The organism is Neorhizobium tunisiense (assembly GCF_039631515.1).
Classification (GTDB): domain Bacteria; phylum Pseudomonadota; class Alphaproteobacteria; order Rhizobiales; family Rhizobiaceae; genus Neorhizobium.
The window spans coordinates 31,675-51,530 of the sequence record NZ_JBDIUU010000011.1 but is presented as its reverse complement, the minus strand read 5'-3'; the positions used below and the strand labels follow the sequence as shown (position 1 = coordinate 51,530).

Here is a 19,856-nt window from a genome sequence, read left to right as displayed (position 1 = left end):
AACGGTCCCCTATCGGGAGGTGACAAATGATCATTAAAACTGAAAGCGACGTAACGCCCGCCGTGGTTGCAGCGATGGGGCAGACTTCCGATCCCAGGGCTCGGGAAATCCTGATGGCGCTGGTGAAGCACCTTCATGCTTTCGTTCGGGAAGTGCGGCTGACAGAAGTGGAATTCCGGGAGGCGACGGCGATCTTGAACGAGATCGGCCAAATGCAAACAGACAGTCACAACGAGTTCGTCCTCATGGCGGGCTCCCTGGGTGTGTCGTCCCTCGTCTGCCTGCTCAATAATGGTGACAAGGGGCAGACCGAAACGTCCCAGTCGCTTCTCGGCCCCTTCTGGCGCCTGAATTCCCCAAGGGTTGAAAACGGCGGCACCATCATTCGGTCCGACACACCCGGCACGCCGCTTTTCGTTGAGGCTCGAGTCGTTGACCGTAAAGGCAAGCCGATCTCAGGCGCCGAGGTCGATGTATGGCACGCGTCCCCGGTCGGCCTCTACGAGAATCAGGATCCCGACCAGGCGGAGATGAACCTGCGTGGCAAATTTATGACCGATGAGGACGGGCGCTTCTGGTTCCGAACCGTGAAGATGGTTGGCTATCCGATCCCCGTCGACGGCGTGGCCGGACGCTTGCTCAAAGCCCAGGGCCGCCATCCCTATCGGCCGGCGCATCTGCATGCGCTGATCTTCAAGCATGGCTACAAGACCCTGATCTCGCAGGTCTTCGATCCCAGCGATCCTAATATCGAATCCGATGTGCAGTTTGGCGTGACTGCGGCACTGACCGGCGACTTCGTTCGCCATGATGAACCGCACCCGACCGACAGGGACGTTCAAAGGCCCTGGTTCTCGCTTGCTTATACCTATGTCATGGAGCCTGGCGTCGCCGTCTTGCCGCGCCCGCCGATCAAGTAACGCCATTTCCGGAGCCGGATCATGATTATCGAGGAACAACGCCAGGCGGCGGCAGATGCCATATTGAAGGCGGAGACCGAGCGGAAGCCGATCGTCCAGCCAAGCAAGACCTACCCCGCTCTCGATATCGAGGACGCCTATCGCATCCAGGCGCTCTGGGCGCAGTCGCGTGTATCCCGTGGGGCGCGGATCGTCGGTCACAAGATAGGCCTGACATCTCGCGCCATGCAGATGGCGTCCAAGATGACCGAGCCCGACTATGGCGTCATTCTGGACGATGCGCTTTACAACGACGGAGCGCAGATCAAGGCGGATTTGTTCATCAAGCCGCGTCTGGAAGTCGAGCTGGCTTTCATCATGGGGGAGGACCTCGAAGGAACGGGCACCCGGATCTACGACGTCATGCGCGCCACCGAGTTCATCGTGCCCGCGCTCGAGATCATCGATTACCGGACCGAAGTTCCGCGCGCGATCACCGACACGATTGCCGACAATGCAGCCTTCGGGGCGATCGTTGTCGGCGGACGGGTCGTTCGTCCCATGGATATCGATATCCGCTGGGTGGGTGCGACGCTTTCGAAGAACGGAATTATCGAGGAGTCGGGCGTTTCGGCAGCGATCATGGGCCATCCGGCGGCTGGTGTCGCCTGGCTTGTCAACAAGCTGCATGCCGTCGGTGGCGGTTTGAAAAAGGGGCAGATCGTCCTTGCGGGCTCTTTCACGAGACCGGTCGATATCGTCAAGGGCGACGTCATCCAGGCTGACTACGGGCCGGTCGGCTCGATCGGCGTCTCCTTCGTGTGAGGTTGGTGATGGATCTTCCTGTCAACAAATTCAAAGCGAAACTGCGCGCCGGGCAAAGCCAGATCGGGCTTTGGTGCGGGCTCCCGGGAAGCTATGCAGCGGAGATCGTAGCGCCAGCCGGTTTCGACTGGCTGCTGTTCGATACGGAGCATTCCCCGAGCGACGTGTTGACGGTATTGCCGCAATTGCAGGCGGTGGCGCCCTATGAGGTCGCGCCGGTCGTGCGGCCGGCGGTCAACGACCCGGTGCTGATCAAGCGTTTTCTGGATATCGGCGTTCAATCGCTGCTGATACCCTATGTTCAGAACGCCGACGAAGCGAAAGCCGCAGTGGACGCCACCCGGTATCCGCCCGACGGTATTCGAGGCGTTTCCGCTCTTACGCGTGCCACGCGTTTCGGCAGGGTTAAGAATTACGCGCAGCTGGCGGAGCGGGAACTCTGCGTTCTCGTTCAAGTCGAAACGCGGGCGGCCATGGCTCACATAGAAGCGATCGCATCGGTCGAAGGTGTGGATGGCATATTCATCGGTCCGGCCGACCTCGCCGCCAGTTTCGGATATCCGGGACAGCCCGGCCACCCGGAGGTGGTCGAAGCCATTGAAAAAGCAGTTGTTCTGCTCAAGTGCCTCGGGAAGCCGGTGGGAATTCTCACACCGGACGAGAAGTTCGCGGCCCGTTGCATAGAATTGGGAACGCTGTTCACGGCCGTTGGTGTCGATGTAGCCTTGCTGGCGCGCGGCGCTGAAGCCCTGGCAGGCAGGTTTGCGGAACGGGTGTGAACCATGGCGGTCCCGGACAAGGTTGTTTTCGAACTTGCACCAACGGGCCTAATCCGCGCTGCCGTGAATGTCGCAAATGCCGCACTTGCGCGTGTGGACAAGCGCACGGGTGCGCTTGTCGGGCCAAGTGTCGATCTGGCGAACGCATTGGCGGCAGAAACGGGCTGCGTCCTTTCGATACTGAAGTATCAATCGGCGGCGGCGATATTGGCGGCGGCGGATCGAAACGAATGGGACGTCGCCTTTATCGCAGCAGACCCCTCGCGCGCAGATCGCCTTGCGTTCTCGGCCCCCTATGCGTTCGTCACCGCGACCTATCTCGTTCCGGTAAAGTCAGATGTCTTCCGCGTAGCGGATATGGACCTCTCTGGCCGCCGGATAGCGACCGCACAAGGGGCCGCCTATACCAAACAACTCGAACGTCAGCTCAAGAACGCGACGATCGTCTATGCCGACAATCCATCCGCAGCGATAGAAATGCTGAAAGCTGGTCTCTGCGATGCGGCAGCGGGGTTGAAGGAATCTCTTGGACTGGCTGCGGAGAATAATCCGCAATTCCGGAAATTGGATGACGCATTTTCCGAAATCGCGCAGACCCTCGCCGTCATGAAAACGATGAAAGCTGCGGCGGCGTTTATAAGAAATTTTGTTGAACGTTACGTCGCAGCCGGTTGTGGCGGGCCGGCTACTTAAAGGCTTACGCCGATGCACCGGTGGATACTTGATATCTCCCGACATAGCTTCCTGATCATTCCACCTCAAACCGTCTACGTCATCGACGGCGGGTCGCCCTCACAAAGGCCATCCGCTCGTTGAGCGGAGCACGCCCTATGCCGATGACACGGAGCCGGCTTAAGCGGCTCGCCGTCCGGTCTCTTCAAATAATGACGCCCATATTCTTGATTATTGCTACCGCGCCGGCTGAAAAAGCTCGATGAGATTGCCGGCGGGATCGACGAGCAGAATCTGCGAGCCGCCCGGCCCGGTGACCACGTCATTGCGAAAGCTGACGCCTCTTGCGCGTAAACGCGCCACCTCGGCGGCCAAGTCATCGACGACAAGATGAATGCGGTTCCAGCCGCCCGGCGCCGGTTGTTCGCCATCGGGCATCGGCCGACCCGCCGAACTCATTGGACCGCTTAGGAGTAGCCGCAATGCGCCGCGCCTGACGTCTGCGAACGCCGGCGCCTGCTTTGAGATGAGGGAGAAGCCGAGATGGCCTACATACCATTCCACGGCGGCTTCCACGTTGTCGACCATATAACGGACGTTGACTGTTTCCTCGGCCATCTCTGCCTCACAAGGTTTGGAAGAAGCTCAGGGAGAATAGCAAAACGGTCGTGATTGAAAACGGGTAGACGCTCTCATGTTGGGAAGGTGATTCATCTCAATTGGGATATCACTGTCGCAAAACCGTAATGTCGCGTCTCTAGGTTTAGAACGGCTCTAAAGCGGGATGATTTTAGACCGTTTCAACCAGTGGAGGCATTCGATGGACAACCATATTTCGCAAAAGATTTTTCCGACGACCCAGCTCGAGGACGCCGATGGCGAAGGTCATAACACGAGCGCCAACCCGACGATGGGCGAAATCGTCAGCAAGCGTTTCTCGCGCCGGGATTTCCTGCAGGGCTCGCTCGCCGTCTCTGCCATCGCGGCTACGGTCAGCCCCTTCGCTCTGATGAGCGCCGACGAGGCGCGTGCACAAGGCAAGAGTGGTTCTGCATTCAAGTTCACCGAGGTGGAAGCCGGCGTCGATGCCAACCATCACGTCGCCGAAGGTTATAATGCCGATATCCTGCTGCGCTGGGGCGATGCTGTCCTGCCGGGCGCCCCGGAGTTCAGTCCGACCAAGCAGACCGCCGACGCCCAGAGCAAGCAGTTCGGCTACAATAACGACTATGTCGGTTACATTCCGTTCGAAGGTTCCAGCGAGCACGGCCTGCTCGTCGTCAATCACGAGTACACCAATCCGCACCTGATGTTCCCTGGCCTCGTCAAGGTCGTCGATGGCAAGATCAAGCAGGGCGCCCTCAGCAAGGAGCAGGTGGATGTCGAAATGGCCGCCCATGGCGGCACCATCGTCGAAATTCGCAAGCAGGGCGGCAAGTGGCAGGTCGTCACCGACGGCAAGTACAATCGCCGCATCACCGCCAATACGCCGATGGAGATCACCGGCCCGGCTGCCGGGAATGATCGCCTGAAGACCAATGCCGATGCGACCGGCACCCGCTCCATCGGCACGATCAACAACTGTGCCGGCGGCGTCACGCCCTGGGGCACCTACATCATGGCGGAAGAGAATTTCCACGGCTATTTCTCCGGAAAGCTGCCGGAAGGTCATGGGGAAGCCGCCAACTACAAGCGTTACGGCGTTCCGGAAGGCGGCTACGAATGGGCCAATTTCTACGATCGCTTCGATCTCGCCAAGGAACCGAATGAGCCGAACCGCTTCGGCTGGATCGTCGAGGTCGATGTCATGGATCCGACCTCCACGCCGAAGAAGCGCACCGCGCTCGGTCGCACGAAGCATGAAGGTGCGGAGTCGATTGTGGCCAAGAATGGCAAGGTCGTCTTCTATCTCGGAGACGACGAGCGTTTCGATTATGTCTACAAATTCGTGACCGACGGCACCTTCAATCCGAACGACCGCGCGGCTAATATGAACCTGCTCGATCGGGGCACGCTTTATGTCGCCAAGTTCAACGAAGATGGCAACATGCAGTGGCTGCCGATGGTTCACGGCCAGGGCCCGCTGACGGCCGCCAACGGCTTTGCCAGCCAGGCCGACGTGCTGATCGAGTGTCGCCGCGCGGGCGATGTGCTCGGCGCCACCAAGATGGACCGTCCGGAAGACGTCCAGCCGAACGGCGTCAACGGCAAGGTCTATGTCATGCTGACCAACAACACCCGCCGCAAGGCAGACCAGGTGAATGCCGCCAATCCCCGCGCGGAAAACGCCTTCGGGCACATCATCGAGATCGCTGAAAACGACGGCGATTTCACCGCGACCTCCGGCAAGTGGGAAGTGCTCCTGAAATGCGGCGACCCGTCGGTCGCGGCGGTGGGTGCGACATTCTCGACCGAAACCACCAAGAACGGCTGGTTCGGCATGCCGGATAACTGCGCTGTCGATTCCGCCGGTCGCCTCTGGGTCTCGACGGACGGCAACAACAACAAGCAGACCGGACGCACCGATGGCCTATGGGCAGTCGATACGGAGGGTGATGCCCGCGCAACATCGAAATTGTTCTTCCGCGTGCCGGTTGGAGCAGAAATGTGCGGCCCGCTCTTCGCACCGGATGACGAGACCGCCTTCGTGGCCGTCCAGCATCCGGCTGATGGCGGCGAGGACTGGCCAGGCCATGGCCGTCCGTCCTACTACGAAGACCTCTCCACCCGCTGGCCGGATTTCAAGCCCGACATGCCGGTGCGACCTGCAGTCGTTGCGATTACTAAGGTGGGCGGCGGCAAGATTGCCGTCTGACACTATCAACGCGGCGTCGAGCCGCAACAAGGGTGGGAGCGAGGCTGCCGCCTGGCTAATGCCGGCCGGGGTGAGTGCATCATCCCGGCCCCCATTTAATGAAACGCTCCCTGCGCCTGCTGGAGCGGCAGCCACCGCTTTGGTTTTCGACTAGACAGCGGCGAGGCCGACCGCCCCAAGCCCCATGCCGAGTACCACCAGCCAGGGCGGAACCTTCCAGACGACCAGCAGGAGGAAGCCTGTCAGCGCCAGCGCGAAGTCGTGGGCACTGAGGATTGCGCTTGTCCAGACCGGGTTGTAGAGAGCCGCCCCGAGAATTCCGACGACGGCAGCGTTGGCGCCGCGCATCGACGCCTGGGCCATAGGCTGTTTCCGGAAGCCGTCCCAGAACGGTAGAGCGCCGAGGAGCAACAGGAACCCGGGCACAAAAATTGCGGCAAGGCATATGGCGGCGCCAAGGATGCCATTCGGAGCAAGGCTCATGACCGCACCGAGATAGGCGGCAAAGGTGAACAACGGACCGGGGACCGCCTGAGCCGCACCATAACCCGCCAGAAAGGCGTCATTCGTTACCCAGCCAGAACTGACGACCTCAGCCTGTAGCAAGGGCAGCACGACATGGCCGCCGCCAAAGACCAGCGATCCGGAGCGATAGAAGGAATCGAACAGGGCGAGACCTTGAGAACCGACCGCCGACGCGACGATGGGCAGTCCGCCGAGCAGCAGGAAAAACGCAACAAGGCATCCGGTTCCGACAGTCCGTGAAACCCGGAAGGAAAGATGGGTTGTCCCCGTGACCGGACCGTTGCGGCACAGCGCAAGACCTGCCAGAGCACCGACCGAGATGGCCGCGATCTGGCCGACCGCACCGGCCGCAAACACGACGATAAGGACGGCGACGAGCGCGATGCCCGCCCGTTCTCGATCAGGAGTGAGGCTCTTTGCCATACCCCATACCGCCTGCGCCACGACCGCGGCAGCCACAACCTTCAGCCCATGCAGCAAGCCCGCGCCGACTGGCCCCTCAAATGCCGTTGCCGCCATTGCGAATATCACCAGCAAGATTGCCGACGGCAGTGTAAAGGCGGTCCAGGCGGCCAAGGCGCCAAGCGGGCCGCCGCGCAGCAGGCCGAGGGCAAAGCCGACCTGACTTGAGGCAGGACCGGGAAGAAACTGGCAAAGCGCCACGAGGTCGGCATAACCTGCTTCGTCGATCCATTTGCGGCGCACGACCAATTCGTCGCGGAAATAACCGAGATGAGCGATCGGGCCGCCGAAGGATGTCAGACCGAGCTTCAGGAATGCCGAAAAGACTTCACCCGGGGTGCCATGCGGATGCGGCCCGACTGTCTCCTCATGAATTGCTACCGCCGATGACCTCACGAAACAACTCCTTTGCCTTTTACCTGGCCAGTTCGAGAGCTGCTACTCCGTACGGTGTTGCGTTGTAAATCCTGCGATGCGTGCGGCCCACCCGCTCCGTCCGCGAGGTGAGATAGCCCTTCTTCTCCATGGAGTGCAGCATCGGATAGAGTGTTCCGGCCGAGACCTTGTAGCCATGATGCGCCAGTTCCTCGATCATCCACAGACCGTGCAGATCGCCTTCGGCCGCATGATGCAGGACGTGAAGCCGGATAAAGCCGCAAAGAAGATCCTGATGTTCCATCCACCATCATCAAATACCCCCACTCTCGAAAAACGATATCGGGAACCGATACTGGAGGTAAAGAGTTTGGCCTGCAACCGCCAAACGGATGGCGGTTCATCGAAACACTGAAGGCCATGTTCGAAACCGCAGCCGAGGTGCTGGGGGCACTGCAATTGTCATACTCGCAAGCCGGTTCTGGCCAAAACACGGCTCGTATCGAGGCCACGCATGCGGTCTTCGGTTCACATCCTATCAGAACCTTCAATCGTTCTTCATATCAACACCGTTATCAAGCGCGTTCAGGCAGCAGCAGTCCTAGATGGTTTGAGGCCAAGAATCCGCACCGCGTTATCGTAGAAGATCTTCTGCTTGGTCTCGGCACTCATCTCGATCTCATCGAGAAGCGTCAGGCACACGGCCGGATCCCAGCAGGGATAGTCGGTGCCGTACATGACATTGTCGGCGCCGAAATATTCGATCGCGAATTTCTGGCCGGCCGAATGCGGCGAAACCGTATCGGTGAACATCTGGTGCAGATAATGGCTGACCGGCTTCGCCAGGCCCGCGGTCTTGGAGTTCTTGTCCATGCGGCCAGACTGGTATGGCAGCGCGCCGCCCGTATGCGACATGACGATCTTGAGGCCCGGATGACGCTCCATCATGCCGGAAAGGATGAGCCGCGACGCTGCTGCGCTCACTTCAACGACGCGGCCGAGGCTCAAGTGCAGGGCATCATTATAGCCCTGCATGACATCGGCGAAAACCGCATCGGTCGGATGCAGAAACATCGGCAGGCCGAGTTCCGCGACCCGTTCGTAGAAGGGTTCCAGCCGGACGTCGTCGATCATGCCTTCCTTGCCGACGCTGCCGGGCAGGTTGACGCCCATCAGGCCAAGCCGGTTGACGGCATCGTCGAGCACTTCGATCGCAACCTTCGTATCGACGAGGGGAATCGCAGCCGATGCCCACACGCGGCCCGGATAACGGCGCTGTGCCCAGGCCATTTCCTCGTTCCAGGCAAGTGCCGCATCGCGACCTTCCTCGACAGGAAGCTCGGAAAAATAGATCGACAGCGGACCGATCGAGCAGACCACGGAAATATCGTGGCCGAGGCTGTCCATGTAGGCGAGCTGCTCGTCGAGGTCGAACCATTCCTTCCAGCTCGCCACCGTGCCACGGCGCCCGTTGGCGCCGTGATAGGTATAACCGCCGCGCGCATTCACCACCGCCTTCGGAAAGCCTTCGCGCTTCAGGAGCGGTTCGAAAATCGACCGCGGCCACCAATGGAAATGGGAATCGATGATCTTCATGGCATTGTCCTTAGATGTTCTTCAGCGGCTGCTATCGACACGCCAGGAATCGGTCTTGGTTTCCAGGAACGACAGGATCTGGGTCAGAACCACGCCGAGCACGATGACGATGACGATCGACACCATCATCTTGGTCGTCTGCATCAGCTGGCCGTAATAGGTAATCGCATAGCCGAGGCCGGCATTGGCGCCGAACAGTTCGGCCACCACGACACCGGTCAGCGCCCGGCCGACACCGAGGCGAAGGCCGGCGATCATCACCGGCACGGATCCCGGCAGCGCGACACGCAGGAAGATGTCGAGCGGCCTGGCACCGAAGGAGCGCGCGGCGCGGGCAAGGTCGCGATCGGTATTCTTGATGCCGGACAGCGTGTTCGCATAGATCGGCGTCAGCGCGAAAAGGAAGGCGATCGCGATGATCGTCGGCGTTCCATAGCCGAGCCAGGCGACGAAAAGCGGATAGAAGGCGACAGTGGGGGCCGAATATTTGAACCAGATGAACGGCTCCAGCGCCGATTCCACATCCGCGAACCAGCCGGCCAGCATGCCGAGGATGATGCCGACCACGGTGGCCAGACCGAGAGACCAGGCAAAGCAATAGAGCGTCGCCGCCACATTGGTGGCAACAGAACCGTCTTCGAACTGAGTGATGAATTCGGCGGCGACCTGGCTTGGCGTCGAGATGAAGAACGGATTGATGAAACCTGTATCGACGGCGATCTGCCAGAAAACCACGATGCCGATCATCGACAGGGTGCCGAGCACGAGCGCCTGGCGGCGATAGAAAAGTTCGGCGATCATTTCGACCTCCAGTCGCGGACCTTGTTCTCTACCGAGCGGACCAGGACGGTCAGCGTGTAGCCGAAGGCGCTGACGATCAGCGCATAGACGAGCAGGCGGTCGATGCGCATGGCGGAACCATAGAGATTGAGCTGGTAACCGATGCCCGCCTGCGACACGAACAGCTCGCCGACGATGACGCCGAGCACGGCACGCCCAACGGCGAGCCTCAAGCCGGTCAGCAGCGCCGGCAGCGAGCCGGGCACGAGGACGCGCGTAAAGATGTCGAACTTGCTTGCGCCGAACGAGCGCGCCATCCGCAGAAACCGCGGATCCGCCTCGCTCATGCCGGCCATGGTGTTGAGAACGATCGGGAAAACCGCCCCCAAGAAGACGACCGCGATCTTCGGCGCCATGTCGATGCCGAGCCAGATGACCATGATCGGCAGCAGCACCAGCGTCGGGGCGATATAAAGCGCCATCAGCGGCGGATCGATCAGGTAGCGGGCGATCTTCGAGGTGCCGAGCAGCACGCCGAGCGGAATGGACACCACGATCGCAAGGATGAAACCCGCAAAGAATTCCGTCAGGCTGATGCGCGCGTGAAAGAGGAAGTTGTCGTTCTTGAAGACGTCGATAGCCGCGAGGAACACTTCGGTCGGTCGGCTGGTGAAGCGACCGTTCACCCAGCCCATGCCGGGGGCGATCTGCCAAAGGACGAGGAATGCGATGACGGCCACCGTGCCGATTGCCGCCGAGCGGGACGGACGCAGGAAAGAAAAGGAAAGCTGCCGGGCTTCCGCCGGTTCGGCGGTCATTTCTGCGGATCTCATGCGACCTCCTGCACCAGCTGCATGCTGGACATGTCTTCGGCCAGATGGGCGCGCAGCCGCTTGCGCAGTTCGTGGAAATCCTCGCTGTCAAGGATCGCCTCATTGCGTGGGCGCGGCAGGTCGACCTTGATCACTTCCTTGATATGACCCGGATTGCGGCCCATGACGACGATCTTGTCGGCCAGGAAGATCGCCTCGTCGATATCATGGGTGACGAACAGCGCCGTCTTCTTGTCGCGCTCCCAGATGCGCAAAAGTTCGGTGCCCATGATCTCGCGAGTCTGGGCGTCGAGCGCCCCGAACGGCTCGTCCATCAGCAGCACTTGCGGATCGACGGCGAGCGCCCGGGCGATGTTGACGCGCTGGCGCATGCCGCCCGAAAGCTGGTGCGGGTGATAGTCTGAGAAGCGGCCGAGACCGACGAGGCGGATCATCTGCATGGCCCGCTCGTTGAGATCGCCGCCGTTCCAGCGCTGCATTTCGAGCCCGAACTTGACATTGCCGCGCACCGAACGCCAGGGAAGAAGCGAGGCCTCCTGAAACACGACGGCGCGATCGGGACCGGGACCACTGATCTGTTTGCCATCGATCTGGATCGAACCACGCGTCAGGCTGACGAGCCCCGCGACTGCCATCAGAAGCGTGCTCTTGCCGCAACCGCTCGAGCCGACGATAGTGACGAACTCGCCCTTTTCGACCGACAGTGCGACATTGTCGACGGCGGAAAACACCTCGTTGCTCTTCGGCTTGCGGTAATCGATCCCGAGATCGCGGATTTCAATCTGCGCCACTTTCATTTCCTCCTGGAGCGGGCCTCCGCCCGCTCTCGTTATATTCTCATACAAAGGCGAGCCTTATGGCTTCCATTCGTTGTAGGTGTCGTGGAACGTGCTGACCCAATACTTCTCGACCGGCATGGGTGCCTTGTAGGTGCCGTTCATGATGCCGACGTCCCAGAAGGCCTTCATGCCCGCGTCGCTCGCCAAGCGGCCGTCTTCGAAGATTTCATCGATGAAGTCGTCGTAACCGCGGTTGAGATAGGTCTCCTCGAGACCGAGCTTGGAGGCCAGAAGCTTGACCGATTCCTCCTTGTGGGCCTTGGACCACCGAACTGCCTTGGCAAAGCCGCGAAGCACTGCCTTGATGGCATTCGGATCGTTCTTGATGAAGTCCTCGCGCGCGTAGAAGCAGTGGAACGGGAAATCGGGGGCGATCGACTTCTGTTGCAGGATCAGGTTGAAGCCGCGGTCGGCCGCCATGAACTTTTCCGGCGTCGCGAAGATGTTGACCTCGAGCTGGCCGGCTTCCATCGCAGCGAGGCGTGGCACGGAGCCGCCGCCCTGGACGATCTGCACTTCGCTCTTCGGATCGATGCCTTTGGTCTTCAGCGCATAACGCGTCAGGAAGTCGGTCGACGAGCCGAAGGTCGAGATGCCGAAGCGCTTGCCCTTGGCTTCTTCGAGCGTCTTGATCGACGGCACCGAATACCAGTCGAAAACGGCCATGTTGAAGCCGCCGTAGAAGATCTTGACGCCCTGGCCGGTTTCGACGCCGACGAGCGCTTCCGAGAAAGCGCCGACGCCGATATCGACTGCGCCGGCGACCATGCCGCGCACCAGATCCGTGCCGCCCTTGAAAGCGACGATCTTCACGTTGATGCCCTCTTCCTTGAAGAAACCCTGGGCATCGGCGACATAGATCGGCAGCAGGGTCGAGGTATTCAGCGGAAGGCCGATCGTGATGTCCTTCTTCTCGATCGCCTGGGCGTTCGCCGCCTGAAAGGACAGCGCGACAAAAGCCGCCGCCGTCGCCATGGTTTTCAGAAATTTCAGCATTCTCTCCTCCTTGTGATGCCGGCACTCCCTGCGGCATCTGTTTTTCGTAAGTTCCAGTGTCCCTTCAGGCCGCCTCGCTCCTTGGGAAAGAGGCATCCGTAAGCTTCATGAGGAGGCTGCGGGCCTCCTGCACTGCAGCCGCATCGGCATCGGCAAGCGCGGCTTCCACCCGCTGCAATTGTCGCGCCGTCTTGGCGGGAAGGCTTTCGATCTTGCCGCCGAGCATGGTCTGTGCGTCCTCGCCATCAGCTTGAGGCCAGATGCCCTCGCGTGTCTGTCCCTTTTCAGTCACGACAACACGCGCCGGCCAGCCTTCACCGACGAGCGTGTCATCGGCCGTGATCGCGACGCGCTTGGCAAAGGCCAGGACTTCCACATTGAAGGGACGAGCGCGGTCCACATCCATCAACCTCGCTGGCTCGAAGGCGGCAATGCCGAGCTGCAGGCCCAGATGAGCAATGGTCGACAAACGATCTTCGGGAACAAGCGGACGGCTGGCGACGGGTGCTGCCACGGGTGGCAGAAAAACTTCGATACCGTCGAGGGCATCGGGATCGACGCCCTTTTCCAGCAGATGACGGAAAGCCTGGATCGCGTTGACGCCCTGGCGGGCAGAGACGAAAGGCTTCATGCCCACTCGCGCAATTGCCAGCGGATCGACATGGCCTGGCTCCAGGGCGACGGCCGCTGCCGCCTGCCCCTTCATCCAGCCTGGAGAGAGGAGTTCGAGGTCGCCTTTGATACCCGCTTTTGCGGCGAGCGCCGCCCGAATGCCCTTCAACGTGGCTTCGCCGATCACCAGCCAGCGGGCCGAGGGCATGCCGGAAGGACGGCCGTTGCGGCCCGAACTGCCAACCATCGATAACACCAGCGCCTGCGCAACCTGTTCGTCCGAAAGACCGAGCGCTATTGCCGCACTCACTGCGGCTACAGCAGGTGCCGCAAACAAGCCCGGCCAGGTTTCCGGCAGGGCCGAAACGCCGCCGACAGCCTCCGAAAGCGCCACACCGACGGCGTGACCGGCGGTTACCGCCTTCACATAGGCCGCATGATCCTGCGCGAAAATCAGCGCCGCCGGTACCGCCATGGCATCGGGCGTTGCGCAGGAGGGCACATGGATCGCGTCCCATTCCGTAAAACGGATAACCGCCGACGCGCCCGCAGCAGAGGAGACTGGGTCGCCGGCACCGATCTCGCGATAGAAGGCGAGGAGTGAGGAGCCTTCGATCGCACCGGCGCCGGCCGCCAGACATGCAAGCGCATCGACGGTATGGAGGTAAACGAGATCGCGGAGTTTCCGGTCTCCGCCATCGATCGCCAGAAGAATGGAAACGAGATCGCGTGCGTTCATTACTCAGCCGCCTCCCGTATGGAACCGCCGCCGAGCCCGATCGGCCGCGAGGCAACGATCGTCTCGCCGTCGAGAGTAAACGCGGTCGTGAGGATGCCGTAGGGGACCGGCGCGGCAAGCGGCATTTCGGCATCTGCCACGACCTTCAGCGGCCGGGTGCCGTGGGGCGCTTCGAGATGCCAGTCGATCAGCTTGGCGCCATCAGGCAGATAGAAAGCCGAAACCGAGCCGTCGGCCGGCAGGGCGGGAGACGCCCGATCCAGCTCAGCGCCCACGGAGGAGAGGCGCGCGGCGATTTCGGAAACAGCCGAGAAGGTTTCGATCCGGCGCACCCAGACGCCGTTATAGGCGATCGACAGGCGCACCGCGAACGTGCGGCTGAGCGCGTCCTTGCCGGTGCGGATAAAACGGCGATCCCTCGAAAGATCGGGGGCGACGGCGACGTAACATTCCTCGGCGCCGGCAAGCCGCACGGTCCGCTCGACCGGACCGGTGAAATCACCGGCGAACTTGGACGTCACGTCACCGGCCTTGAACGCCTCGCGGGCAATATTGTCCGTGTGGCGCACGAGATCGAGCTCGGCGCGATCCGCCTGACCGCGGACATTCGTGAAGAGTTCCGTCGCATCGGAGAGTTCAACCGGCAGGACGGACAGGATCTCGTCCACCACGCCGCCCGGCATGCGATCGAGTTCGACGACGCCGAGACGCTTCGCCCCAACCTTCGCCAGCCGCTCGCCCGCAAGCTTGCCAGGGAACGGCGAATGGGCGACTTCGAAGGTGGGAGCAACGGACTTCACCCATTCCCCGACACGCTTCGACAGCGCCGTCAGAAAGATCGGCAGGCCTTCGCGCAGCACCAGCACCAAGCCGTCCGACCAGTAGGGCGTAAAACCGGAAACCCAGGTGACACCAGCGGAGCGCACGTGGTTGGTATAGATCAACACACCATCGAGACCGGCGGCGGCTATCGCCTGCTGCAGGCGGACCTGCCGGGCTTTTACGTCCGCGAGGGAGAGTTCATTTTCGCGCCACTGGATTAGGCCGTGTCTCATGCCGCTACCCTCCGTGCGCCGACCGAGAAAAGCTCGCGCGGCGTCGTCGTCAGGATTTCCGGGCCATCGGCGCGCACGATCAGCGAGTCGCCGTGCACGAAATAGCCGATCTCGGGATTATAGGTGTTCGGATGCACGATCAGCGACATGCCTTCTTCGATCACCGTGTTCACATCTTCGAGAATATGCGGCTTGGTATCCGGGAAGAGGCCAAGGCCGTGGCCGCGCACGCGGGTATATTCGCTGGTCACATACTCACCGAGACCGTGGGCGCGAAAAATGTCGTTTTCGGCGCGGGCGATATCGGCTGCGGTCACGCCGGGTTTTACCACTGCGAGGCCGGCCTCCAGCGCATCATTGTAGATGCCGAAAACCTTGCGCTGCGCCTCGTTCGGCTCGCCGATGACGAGCGTGCGGCAGATCTGGACGTAATAGCCGTTGACGCAAGGGGTAAGCTCGGTCGTCACCAGATCGCCGGGCTTCAGGATCTTTCCGAGCGGCGGCGCCATGCCGCGCACTTCCGGACCGCCGACGCCGATGATCATGAAATTGTCGTCGACGCCTTCGTTGCGGAAGAAGGACTCGATCTCGGCGATCAGCTCGTAGTCCTTCTTGCCGACGGCGGCGGCATTACGGAACACCGCATAACCTTCGTCAGCAAGTCGTGCAGCGCTGCGCACGGCGTTCAGCTCGCCGGCGGATTTTACCATCAGCAGGCGATCGACCAGCGCGGTCGCGTCTTCGAAACGAAGGTCGCCACGCTGGGCGGCAAGCCCGTAGGGCAGATGCCGCTTGGGGCCAGCGGCGATGCGGCTGTTACCGAGCCGGGCGATGACGCCGGACACCGTGCCGATCAGGTCGTCTGCAACGACGGTCTTCACCTCCGGGCATTCGACTGCGGCGCGCTCGCCTTCCAGCTCGTCGTCGAGATAGAGGGTGACGTCGCCGTCACGGGTGACAACCGCCAGCCCCTCGCCTTCGAGAATGCCAAAATCGGCGGCATAACGCAGGTAGTCGTTCTGCCAGGCATTGCCGTAGAGCACGAGGCCATCGAGCCCCGCCTCCAGCATCGCCTCGAGCAACCGTTTCTTGCGGATTTCGCCGATCATCGCCATGTCCTCAGCCGTTCACTGCGATGCGACGCGGCATCTGGGGTTCGGCATAACCGTAGTCTCGGACAGCCGCTTCCTTCGAGACGAGACCATTGGCGATATCCTCGTCCAGATCGGTGCGCGAGCGCTTCCTGGGATCGCCGTAACCACCGCCGCCGGCGGTGAGGAAGGTGATGCGATCGCCCGACGTGAAGTGAACGTCGGTCGCCTTGTTGACCCGCAGCTGGGTGCCGTCGGCGCGATCGATGATCGCCACGCTGACCTCGCCGGTATGGCCACCATGCAGGCCCCAGGGCGGGGTGACAGTGCGGTCGAAATTGATGTTGCCGCGGCAGGCACGCAGGCAGCGATAGGTGAGCTCGATGCCGAGACCGCCCCGATGTTCGCCGGCACCGCCGGAATCCGGGCGCAGGGCGTGTTTTTCGATGATGAACGGATATTTGATCTCCTGCAGCTCGACCGGCGTATTGCGCACGTCGCCCTGGCAGACCGAGACGGCCGCGGATTCGCCGTCCTCATGCGGACGACCGCCCCAGCCGCCGCCAAAGATGTTCATCAGCAGGAAGCGCGAACCGTCATCGTAGAAGCCGAAGAAGGAGCAACCGCCCATGTCGCCCTTGTGGGCGGCCGGGATGAGTTCCGGCACCGCCGGCGCCAGCGCCTTCAAAATCGTGTCGATGACGGTCGGCAGCGCAATGCTCCACTGGCCGAGCGCTGCCGGCGGACGGGCCGAGAGGATCGTACCGTCCGGCAGATCGACGTTGAGAGCGCGGAAGCAGCCTTCGTTGACGTCGAGTTCCGGCGAAGTCAGCGCCTTGAAGGCGACGCGGGCCGCCGCGATGCCGCCCGAGCGGCCGGAATTCAAGGGGCCGTTGACCTGCGGATGCATGCCGTGGAAATCGACGGTGATGGTCGAACCGGAGACGATCACCTTTACGGCGATACGCAGCGGCGTCGCGAGGTCGCGGCCGTCATTGTCGAGGAAGCTTTCGGCCGAATAGGTGCCGTCCGGAATACGCTCGATCACCTGACGGGCAGCCTTGTCGGTCTGGTCCCAAATGGTCTCGACGCAGCTTTCCACCACGCCGCGACCGTACCGGGCGACCAGTTCGGCATAACGCTTGGCGCCGATCTGGCAGGACGCGACCTGGGCACGCAAGTCGCCGAGGCTGGCATCCGGATAACGGATGTTATCCTGGATGATCTGATAGAGCGTGTCGTTGAGCGCGCCTGCCTTGTAGATCTTCAGGGACCGCATCTGCAGGCCTTCGGAGTAGATGTCGGTCGTCGCGTTGGAGCCAAAACCCTGCCGGCCGCCGCCGATATCCACCCAATGGGCGCGGTTGGCCGCAAAGCCGATCAATTCACCGTCATGGAAGCAGGGTGCGTAGACGACGACGTTGTTCAGGTGCTGGCCGCAGATATGGCCATGGTTCATGACGAGGACGTCGCCCTCTTCAAAACCCTTCAAGCCGTATTTCTTGATCCCGTCCTCGACGGCGATGCCGAGGTCGGCGAGGAAGATCGGCAGACCGCCGCGGTTCTGGGAGATCATCCGGCCGGTCGTGTCGATCAGGCCGCAGCAATAGTCGCGGACTTCATAGATCATCATGTTGTAGGCGGATTTGCAGAGCGCCTCGGCCATTTCGTCGGCATAGGCGACGATCGCATTGCGGACGACTTCAACGGTGATCGGATCGTTCTTCATCGGGGTCATGTCTTATTCCTCGCTCTGCGTGGCGAGCGTTACCAGCAGATGGCCTGCCTCATGGACGACGACTTCGTCGCCGGGATGGATCAGGATGGTGGAATTCGGTTCTTCGATGACGGCGGGGCCGGTGAGCTTGAAGCCGGCCGGCAGCGCGGGGCGCCAGTAAATGGCGGTCTTCAGCGGCTTTGCCGGATCGTTGAAAACCACATCGCGGCTGCCGACCTCGGCGTCCGCTTCCGGCTCCCACGGGCGGGACAGCCATTCCTCCGCGACATTGTCGGTGCGGGCGGCGGTCAGGACCAGGCGCAGGCTGACGATTTCGAGTGCTTCGGTCGGCGCCGACTGGCTGTAACGGCGGTCGTGCTCGGTATCGAAACGCTTGCGGACTTCGCTGGTATCGCCGGAGAGCATGCCGGTATTTTCGATCGGGATCGAGATCGCATGCTCCTGGCCGACGTAACGCAGATCGGCGAAAAAGCGATGATCCGCCTCGTTCTCGGCAATCCCGTCGCGCTTCATCTGCTCGCGGCCGCTGGCGACGAGTTCGGCATAGACCTTTTCGACGCCGGCCTCGGAAAGTTCGCCGACGCGGCCGATGAAGGTCTGCACGAAATCCTGCCGCCAGGAGGCCATCAGCATGCCGAGCGCCGAGAACGTACCGGGCAGTTTCGGGATGATGACCAGCGGAATGTAGATTTCGCGGGCAATCGCGATCGCATGCAGCGGGCCGGCGCCGCCGAAGGCGATCATTGCCGTATCGCGCGGGTCGATGCCCTTGTTGATCGAAACCGCGCGAACCGAGAGCGACATGGAACTGTCGGCGATCTTCGCCACACCAAGCGCTGCCTCGACCGGATTGAGCTTCAGCGCGTTGCCGACCTTGCTCAGCATCGCCTGTTCGGAGGCCGCCTTGTCGAGCGGCATGCCGCCGTTGAGGAAGCGCTGCGGATTGATACGGCCGAGGATCAAGTCGGCGTCGGTGACAACGGGCAAGTCCGCTCCCTTGCCATAACAGGCCGGGCCCGGATCGGCGCCGACGCTCTGGGGACCCACGTGCAGACCGCCCGCGTTGTCGACCCAGGCGATCGAACCGCCGCCGGCGCCGACTTCGACGATATTGACGACCGGCAGCTGCATCGGCTGGCCGTCGGCCTCCTCGCCGATCACGTAACCGGTTTCGATAGCCGGCGCTCCATCGGTGATCAGGCTCGACTTGGCGGTCGTACCGCCCATGTCGAAACCGATGCAGCGCTTGAGGCCAAGCAGCCTTGCAAGGCGCCCCGCGCCGATCATGCCGGCGACCGGGCCAGATTCCATCATCGACACCGGCTGTTCCTGCGCCTGGCCGATCGACATCACGCCGCCATTCGATCGCATGATATGGATCTTGCCGTCGAAGGCGCCGGAGCGCAGATAGGTTTCGAGGCGCTTCAGATAACCTTCGACGCGGGGGCCGACAAAGGCGTTGAGTGCGGTGGTCGACGACCGCTCGTATTCGCGGTATTCGCGCAAGATCTCGTGCGACAGCGTCACGAAAATGTTCGGCAGCGCCTTGCGCAGCATGTCGCCGACGCGGCGCTCGTGATCGGGATTGGCCCAGGCGTGCAGCAGGCACACCGCGACGGATTCGGCACCGGCCGCTTCGATCTCGGCGATCACCGCGCTGACCGTCTTTTCGTCGAGCGCTTCCAGGACTTCGCCGGATGCCAGGATACGCTCCGGAATTTCGAAGGTCAGGCTGCGCGGCACCAAGGGCTGCGGGCGCTTGAAGAACAGGTTGAAGGCCTGGATGCGGTTCGAGCGACCGATCGCATAAACGTCGCGGAAGCCACTCGTGGTGATCAGCGCGGTACGGGCGCCCTTGCGCTCCAGCACCGTGTTGATGGCGATCGTCGAACCGTGAAGGATCTCGTTCAGTTCGTTGGGATCGCAATTCGCAAGCTCGAGGCTGCGGGCGATGCCCTGGGTCGGATCGGCCGGCACGGTCGAGGTCTTCGACGTCACGATCTTGCCGTCGACATAACCGACGAGATCGGTAAACGTACCGCCAATATCAATTCCGACAATATTCATGCGTCCTCCTGTCCGCATGGAGCCCATGCGGAATACTTATTCTTTGCGGATTGGGCCGAGACCTCGGCAAACGGTGGCAGGAACGCTCCGGCTGACGATTAAAGCGTCAGCTCCCATTGAGATCGTTCATGTCATTCCTCATCCTCGAACAGCATTTG

18 protein-coding genes are annotated in these 19,856 nt (G+C 61.7%); 5 read left to right on the top strand and 13 right to left on the bottom strand.

The window, feature by feature from the left end; translation table 11 throughout:
• The first annotated feature begins 26 nt into the window (after window positions 1-26).
• Genes ABCW43_RS26255 through ABCW43_RS26240 form a run of 4 tightly spaced genes read left to right on the top strand, consistent with a single transcriptional unit; the run spans window position 27 to window position 3,196 of the window.
• On the top strand, window positions 27-920 hold the full coding sequence (locus tag ABCW43_RS26255; RefSeq protein ID WP_345929988.1) for an intradiol ring-cleavage dioxygenase: 894 nt from the start codon (window positions 27-29) through the stop codon (window positions 918-920).
• 21 nt (window positions 921-941) lie between these two features.
• Window positions 942-1,724 carry a 2-oxo-hept-4-ene-1,7-dioate hydratase gene (gene hpaH / locus ABCW43_RS26250; protein WP_345929986.1) on the top strand — a complete coding sequence of 261 codons (783 nt, stop codon included), beginning with the start codon at window positions 942-944 and terminating at the stop codon, window positions 1,722-1,724.
• 8 nt (window positions 1,725-1,732) lie between these two features.
• Window positions 1,733-2,503 (top strand): 4-hydroxy-2-oxoheptanedioate aldolase, encoded by a 771-nt coding sequence (hpaI, locus tag ABCW43_RS26245; protein ID WP_345929984.1) that lies wholly within the window; start codon window positions 1,733-1,735, stop codon window positions 2,501-2,503.
• A gap of 3 nt (window positions 2,504-2,506) precedes the next feature.
• Window positions 2,507-3,196, top strand: a complete 690-nt coding sequence (locus ABCW43_RS26240; RefSeq protein ID WP_345929982.1) for a transporter substrate-binding domain-containing protein — start codon at window positions 2,507-2,509, stop codon at window positions 3,194-3,196.
• A 216-nt stretch (window positions 3,197-3,412) separates the two neighbouring features.
• On the opposite strand, the gene ABCW43_RS26235 is transcribed toward ABCW43_RS26240, so the two are convergent.
• Window positions 3,413-3,793, bottom strand: a complete 381-nt coding sequence (locus tag ABCW43_RS26235) for a VOC family protein (RefSeq protein WP_345929980.1) — start codon at window positions 3,791-3,793, stop codon at window positions 3,413-3,415.
• A 202-nt stretch (window positions 3,794-3,995) separates the two neighbouring features.
• Here ABCW43_RS26235 and ABCW43_RS26230 point away from each other — a divergent pair, with 202 nt between their 5' ends.
• Window positions 3,996-5,990 carry a PhoX family protein gene (locus ABCW43_RS26230; protein ID WP_345929978.1) on the top strand — a complete coding sequence of 665 codons (1,995 nt, stop codon included), beginning with the start codon at window positions 3,996-3,998 and terminating at the stop codon, window positions 5,988-5,990.
• Between the two features lie 150 nt (window positions 5,991-6,140).
• On the opposite strand, the gene chrA is transcribed toward ABCW43_RS26230, so the two are convergent.
• From chrA to ABCW43_RS26170, 12 genes are all read right to left on the bottom strand, one after another.
• Window positions 6,141-7,373, bottom strand: a complete 1,233-nt coding sequence (gene chrA, locus ABCW43_RS26225) for a chromate efflux transporter (RefSeq protein WP_345929976.1) — start codon at window positions 7,371-7,373, stop codon at window positions 6,141-6,143.
• A 19-nt stretch (window positions 7,374-7,392) separates the two neighbouring features.
• On the bottom strand, window positions 7,393-7,656 hold the full coding sequence (locus ABCW43_RS26220) for a PadR family transcriptional regulator (protein ID WP_345929974.1): 264 nt from the start codon (window positions 7,654-7,656) through the stop codon (window positions 7,393-7,395).
• Window positions 7,657-7,937: 281 nt separating this feature from the next.
• Window positions 7,938-8,948: an amidohydrolase family protein gene (locus ABCW43_RS26215; RefSeq protein WP_345929972.1), complete on the bottom strand. Its 1,011-nt coding sequence runs from the start codon at window positions 8,946-8,948 to the stop codon at window positions 7,938-7,940.
• Between the two features lie 21 nt (window positions 8,949-8,969).
• Entirely contained in the window at window positions 8,970-9,749 is a 780-nt protein-coding gene (locus ABCW43_RS26210; protein ID WP_345929970.1) for an ABC transporter permease, read from the bottom strand.
• The gene (locus tag ABCW43_RS26205) at window positions 9,746-10,561 is read right to left on the bottom strand and encodes an ABC transporter permease (protein ID WP_345929968.1); all 816 of its coding nucleotides are present in this window, start codon (window positions 10,559-10,561) and stop codon (window positions 9,746-9,748) included. The genes ABCW43_RS26210 and ABCW43_RS26205 overlap by 4 nt, the downstream gene beginning before the upstream one ends.
• Window positions 10,558-11,358 carry an ABC transporter ATP-binding protein gene (locus tag ABCW43_RS26200; RefSeq protein WP_345929966.1) on the bottom strand — a complete coding sequence of 267 codons (801 nt, stop codon included), beginning with the start codon at window positions 11,356-11,358 and terminating at the stop codon, window positions 10,558-10,560. The genes ABCW43_RS26205 and ABCW43_RS26200 overlap by 4 nt, the downstream gene beginning before the upstream one ends.
• 57 nt (window positions 11,359-11,415) lie before the next feature.
• On the bottom strand, window positions 11,416-12,396 hold the full coding sequence (locus ABCW43_RS26195) for an ABC transporter substrate-binding protein (RefSeq protein WP_345929964.1): 981 nt from the start codon (window positions 12,394-12,396) through the stop codon (window positions 11,416-11,418).
• Between the two features lie 64 nt (window positions 12,397-12,460).
• A complete protein-coding gene (locus tag ABCW43_RS26190) occupies window positions 12,461-13,747 on the bottom strand; it encodes an MmgE/PrpD family protein (RefSeq protein ID WP_345929962.1) in 1,287 nt (428 codons plus the stop codon).
• Window positions 13,747-14,802, bottom strand: coding sequence for an aminopeptidase P family N-terminal domain-containing protein (locus ABCW43_RS26185; RefSeq protein ID WP_345929960.1), 1,056 nt, complete (start codon window positions 14,800-14,802; stop codon window positions 13,747-13,749). Before ABCW43_RS26185 ends, ABCW43_RS26190 begins: the two co-directional genes overlap by 1 nt.
• Window positions 14,799-15,911 carry a M24 family metallopeptidase gene (locus ABCW43_RS26180; protein WP_345929958.1) on the bottom strand — a complete coding sequence of 371 codons (1,113 nt, stop codon included), beginning with the start codon at window positions 15,909-15,911 and terminating at the stop codon, window positions 14,799-14,801. Before ABCW43_RS26180 ends, ABCW43_RS26185 begins: the two co-directional genes overlap by 4 nt.
• Before the next feature lie 10 nt (window positions 15,912-15,921).
• Complete coding sequence (locus ABCW43_RS26175) at window positions 15,922-17,631, bottom strand: hydantoinase B/oxoprolinase family protein (RefSeq protein WP_345929956.1); 1,710 nt, start codon at window positions 17,629-17,631, stop codon at window positions 15,922-15,924.
• 3 nt (window positions 17,632-17,634) lie between these two features.
• A complete protein-coding gene (locus tag ABCW43_RS26170; RefSeq protein WP_345929954.1) occupies window positions 17,635-19,698 on the bottom strand; it encodes a hydantoinase/oxoprolinase family protein in 2,064 nt (687 codons plus the stop codon).
• Window positions 19,699-19,856 lie beyond the last annotated feature (158 nt).

Excerpts from the sequence above, each read along its gene's own strand:
- hpaI (WP_345929984.1), top strand. The coding sequence starts at position 1,733 with ATGGATCTTCCTGTCAACAAATTCAAAGCGAAACTGCGCGCCGGGCAA.
- ABCW43_RS26240 (WP_345929982.1), top strand. The coding sequence starts at position 2,507 with ATGGCGGTCCCGGACAAGGTTGTTTTCGAACTTGCACCAACGGGCCTA.
- ABCW43_RS26175 (WP_345929956.1), bottom strand. The coding sequence starts at position 17,631 with ATGACCCCGATGAAGAACGATCCGATCACCGTTGAAGTCGTCCGCAAT.
- ABCW43_RS26190 (WP_345929962.1), bottom strand. The coding sequence starts at position 13,747 with ATGAACGCACGCGATCTCGTTTCCATTCTTCTGGCGATCGATGGCGGA.
- ABCW43_RS26230 (WP_345929978.1), top strand. The coding sequence starts at position 3,996 with ATGGACAACCATATTTCGCAAAAGATTTTTCCGACGACCCAGCTCGAG.
- ABCW43_RS26255 (WP_345929988.1), top strand. The coding sequence starts at position 27 with ATGATCATTAAAACTGAAAGCGACGTAACGCCCGCCGTGGTTGCAGCG.
- ABCW43_RS26215 (WP_345929972.1), bottom strand. The coding sequence starts at position 8,948 with ATGAAGATCATCGATTCCCATTTCCATTGGTGGCCGCGGTCGATTTTC.
- ABCW43_RS26205 (WP_345929968.1), bottom strand. The coding sequence starts at position 10,561 with ATGAGATCCGCAGAAATGACCGCCGAACCGGCGGAAGCCCGGCAGCTT.
- ABCW43_RS26210 (WP_345929970.1), bottom strand. The coding sequence starts at position 9,749 with ATGATCGCCGAACTTTTCTATCGCCGCCAGGCGCTCGTGCTCGGCACC.
- ABCW43_RS26185 (WP_345929960.1), bottom strand. The coding sequence starts at position 14,802 with ATGAGACACGGCCTAATCCAGTGGCGCGAAAATGAACTCTCCCTCGCG.
- ABCW43_RS26235 (WP_345929980.1), bottom strand. The coding sequence starts at position 3,793 with ATGGCCGAGGAAACAGTCAACGTCCGTTATATGGTCGACAACGTGGAA.
- ABCW43_RS26200 (WP_345929966.1), bottom strand. The coding sequence starts at position 11,358 with ATGAAAGTGGCGCAGATTGAAATCCGCGATCTCGGGATCGATTACCGC.
- ABCW43_RS26180 (WP_345929958.1), bottom strand. The coding sequence starts at position 15,911 with ATGATCGGCGAAATCCGCAAGAAACGGTTGCTCGAGGCGATGCTGGAG.
- ABCW43_RS26220 (WP_345929974.1), bottom strand. The coding sequence starts at position 7,656 with ATGGAACATCAGGATCTTCTTTGCGGCTTTATCCGGCTTCACGTCCTG.
- hpaH (WP_345929986.1), top strand. The coding sequence starts at position 942 with ATGATTATCGAGGAACAACGCCAGGCGGCGGCAGATGCCATATTGAAG.
- ABCW43_RS26195 (WP_345929964.1), bottom strand. The coding sequence starts at position 12,396 with ATGCTGAAATTTCTGAAAACCATGGCGACGGCGGCGGCTTTTGTCGCG.
- ABCW43_RS26170 (WP_345929954.1), bottom strand. The coding sequence starts at position 19,698 with ATGAATATTGTCGGAATTGATATTGGCGGTACGTTTACCGATCTCGTC.